At 75.2% G+C, this 3,220-nt stretch carries 3 protein-coding genes; all 3 read left to right on the top strand.

Features of this window, described 5'->3' with window-relative positions; all coding sequences use genetic code 11:
- Positions 1–2 precede the first annotated feature (2 nt).
- Genes DVH02_RS33895 through DVH02_RS33905 form a run of 3 tightly spaced genes read left to right on the top strand, consistent with a single transcriptional unit; the run spans position 3 to position 3,148 of the window.
- A complete protein-coding gene (locus tag DVH02_RS33895; protein WP_114627663.1) occupies positions 3–1,007 on the top strand; it encodes an ABC transporter ATP-binding protein in 1,005 nt (334 codons plus the stop codon).
- Between the two features lie 15 nt (positions 1,008–1,022).
- Positions 1,023–1,649, top strand: a complete 627-nt coding sequence (locus tag DVH02_RS33900) for an FMN-binding negative transcriptional regulator (RefSeq protein WP_114627664.1) — start codon at positions 1,023–1,025, stop codon at positions 1,647–1,649.
- Positions 1,646–3,148: an amidohydrolase gene (locus DVH02_RS33905; RefSeq protein WP_114627665.1), complete on the top strand. Its 1,503-nt coding sequence runs from the start codon at positions 1,646–1,648 to the stop codon at positions 3,146–3,148. Before DVH02_RS33900 ends, DVH02_RS33905 begins: the two co-directional genes overlap by 4 nt.
- The last annotated feature ends 72 nt before the right edge of the window (positions 3,149–3,220 follow it).

Raw genomic sequence — 3,220 nt, forward strand, 5'->3', positions numbered from 1 at the left:
GCTTGACGAGCCCTTCGGCCGCGAAGCCCCCGCTGCTGGCGGCCGAAGGGCTCGTCAAGCACTACCCGGGCGGCCCCGGCGGACGCCGCCGCGCCCCCGTCAAGGCCGTCGACGGCGTCGACCTCACCCTCGCGCCCGGCACCACCCTCGGCCTGGTCGGCGAGTCGGGCTGCGGCAAGTCCACCCTCGTCCGGCTGCTGATGGCCCTCGACCGGCCGACCGCCGGAACCGTACGGATCGAGGGCCGCGAACTGCTGCGACTGCCGCGCGGCGAACGCCGCCACCGCAGACGCGACATCCAGATGATCATGCAGGACCCGTACGCGTCCCTCGACCCCCGGATGACGGCCGAGGAGATCGTCCGCGAACCCCTGGAGATCCACCGCGACCTGGTGCCCCGGCGCGAGCGCCCGGCCCGCGCCAGGGAACTGCTGGAGATGGTCGGCCTCGACCCGTCCCACGCCCACCGCCACCCCCACCAGTTCTCCGGCGGCCAGCGCCAGCGCATCGGCATCGCCCGCGCGCTCGCGCTGCGCCCCCGCGTCCTGGTCTGCGACGAACCCGTCTCCGCCCTGGACGTCTCCGTACAGGCCCAGGTCGTCAACCTCCTCAAGGACCTCCAGAAGGAGTTCGGGCTCAGCTACCTCTTCATCGCCCACGACCTGGCCGTCGTCCGGCACGTCGCCGACGAGATCGCCGTCATGTACCTCGGCCGCATCGTCGAGCACGGCGCGCGCGACGCCGTCTACCACCGCCCGTCCCACCCGTACACCCGCGCCCTGCTGTCCGCCGTCCCCGACCCCGACCCGCGCCACCGGGGCAGAGGCGGCCGGATCGTCCTCGAAGGCGACCCGCCGAGCCCCAGCGCCCCGCCGCCCGGCTGCCCGTTCCACACCCGCTGCTGGAAGAGCGCGGAGATCTGTACGGGGACCCGGCCGGTGCTCACCGCATCCGCGCCCGGCGGGCCGCTCGCGGCCTGCCACTTCCCCGAATCCGCCGCCCACTGACCTCCGGAGGCCGCGTTGCTGCGCCAGGACATCTTCGCCGTCACGGACCCCGAGCGGATCCGCGACCTCATCAGGACCCACGCCTGGGCGACCCTGATCAGCCACGTCCCCGACCGGGGCATGACCGTCTCGCACCTGCCGGTCCTGGTGGCCGACGGCGGCCCCGGCGACGCCCTCGTGCTGACCGGCCATCTCGCCCGCACCGACGCCGAGGAGCACCAACTCGGCGCGCACGACGTCGTGCTGGTCTTCCAGGGACCGCACGGCTACCTCTCCCCGGTCTGGTACGAGGCGACCCCGCACGTCCCCACCTGGAACTTCGTCGTCGCCCACGTGCACGGCCGCCCCGTGGTCCTCGGCCCCGAGCACACCTACGGTGTACTCACCGACACCGTCGACCACTTCGAGGGCCGCTTCCCCGAACCCTGGCGCCTGGAGCGGGTCGACGCCTACGCCCACCGCATCGCCGCCGCCGTCACCGGCTTCACCCTCACCGCGGCCCGGGTGACGGCCAAGGCCAAGCTCAGCCAGGACGAGAGCGACGAGGTCGTCCACCGCGTCGTCGCCGCCCTCACCGCCGACCAGCCCTACGCCCACCCCCAACTCGCCCGCGCCATGCGGGACTCCAGGAGGCAGCAGTGACCACTCCCCAGCACACCCCGGCGCTCACCCTGCGCCGCGTACACCTGGGCGCGGGCGGGCCGCTGAGCGACGTACGGATCGAGAACGGCCTCGTCACCGAGGTCCACCCCGGCGGCGAGGCCCCCCGCACCCCCGGCGGGCGCGAGGCCGATCTGGACGGCCGCGTCCTGCTGCCCGGCCTGTGGGACGCCCACGTGCACATCGCCCAGTGGGCCGCCGCGCGCCAGCGCCTCGACCTGGCCGGTACGGCGTCGGCACGCCAGGCGGCGGAGACGGTACGCGCACGCCTGGCCTCGGGCCCGGTGCCCGCCGGGCCGCTGCTCGGCTACGGATTCCGCGACGGCCTGTGGCCCGACGCACCGCACAAGGACCTCCTCGACGCACACGTCCCCGACCACCCCACCGTCCTGATCAGCGCCGACCTGCACTGCTGCTGGATCAACTCGGCAGGACTCGCGCTCCTCGGCCTCGGCGACCACCCGACCGGGCTGCTGCGCGAGCACGCCTGCATGGAGGCCATCGCCCAGCTCCCCGCCGTGCCCACCGCGACCATGGACGGCTGGATCGCCGAGGCGTGCGCCGCCGCCGCCGAGCGCGGCATCACCGGATTCCTCGACTTCGAGTACGCGGACAACCTCGCCGACTGGACCCGCCGGATGAGCGCGGGCCCCGTCCCGGTCCGGGTGGCGGCCTCCGTCTGGCCCGTGCACCTGGAGGCGGCGATCGCCCGGGGGCTGCGCACGGGCGACGCCCTCGGCGTACCGGGCGGCGGGCTGCTGGAGATGGGGCCGCTGAAGCTGCTCACCGACGGCTCGCTCAACACCCGTACCGCCCTGTGCCACGACCCGTACCCGGGCATGCCGGCCGGGCACGCCGAGGCACACGGCCTGGCCCAGTACACCCCGGACGCACTCGTCACCCTCATGCGCCGGGCCGCCGCGCACGGGATCGACTGCGCCGTCCACGCGATCGGCGACCGCGCCAACCAGATGGCCCTCGACGCCTTCGAGGCGGTCCGCTGCCGGGGCCGTATCGAACACGCCCAGCTCGTCACCGCCGAGGACGAGCCGCGCTTCGCCGCGCTCGGCGTCATCGCGAGCGTCCAGCCCAGCCACGCCGTCGACGACCGCGACATCGCCGACCGGCACTGGGCGGGCCGTACCCACCGCGCCTTCCCCTACGGCGCCCTGCGCGCCGCGGGCGCCACCCTGGAACTCGGCTCCGACGCCCCCGTCGCCCCCCTCGACCCCTGGATCGCCATCGCCGACGCGGTCACCCGCACCGCCGACGACCGCCCCGCCTGGCACCCGGAACACCGCCTCCCGCTCGACTACGCCCTGGGCGCGGCAGCCCGGGGCCGCCACGCGGTACGGGTCGGCGACCGGGCCGACCTGGCCGTCGTGGACACCGACCCGCACACGGCGGACCCGGACACGCTGCGCCGCATGCCGGTGCACGGGACGCTGCTGGCGGGGGAGTGGACGTACACCTCGGCGTGACGGGGCACGGGCCGCCCGCCGGGCCGTGGGGTGAGGGGGGCGTACGCGCACCGGCGGGCGCAAGTGTCAGGA

The sequence above is a fragment of the Streptomyces corynorhini genome, assembly GCF_003346515.1.
Classification (GTDB): Bacteria; Actinomycetota; Actinomycetes; order Streptomycetales; family Streptomycetaceae; genus Streptomyces; species Streptomyces corynorhini.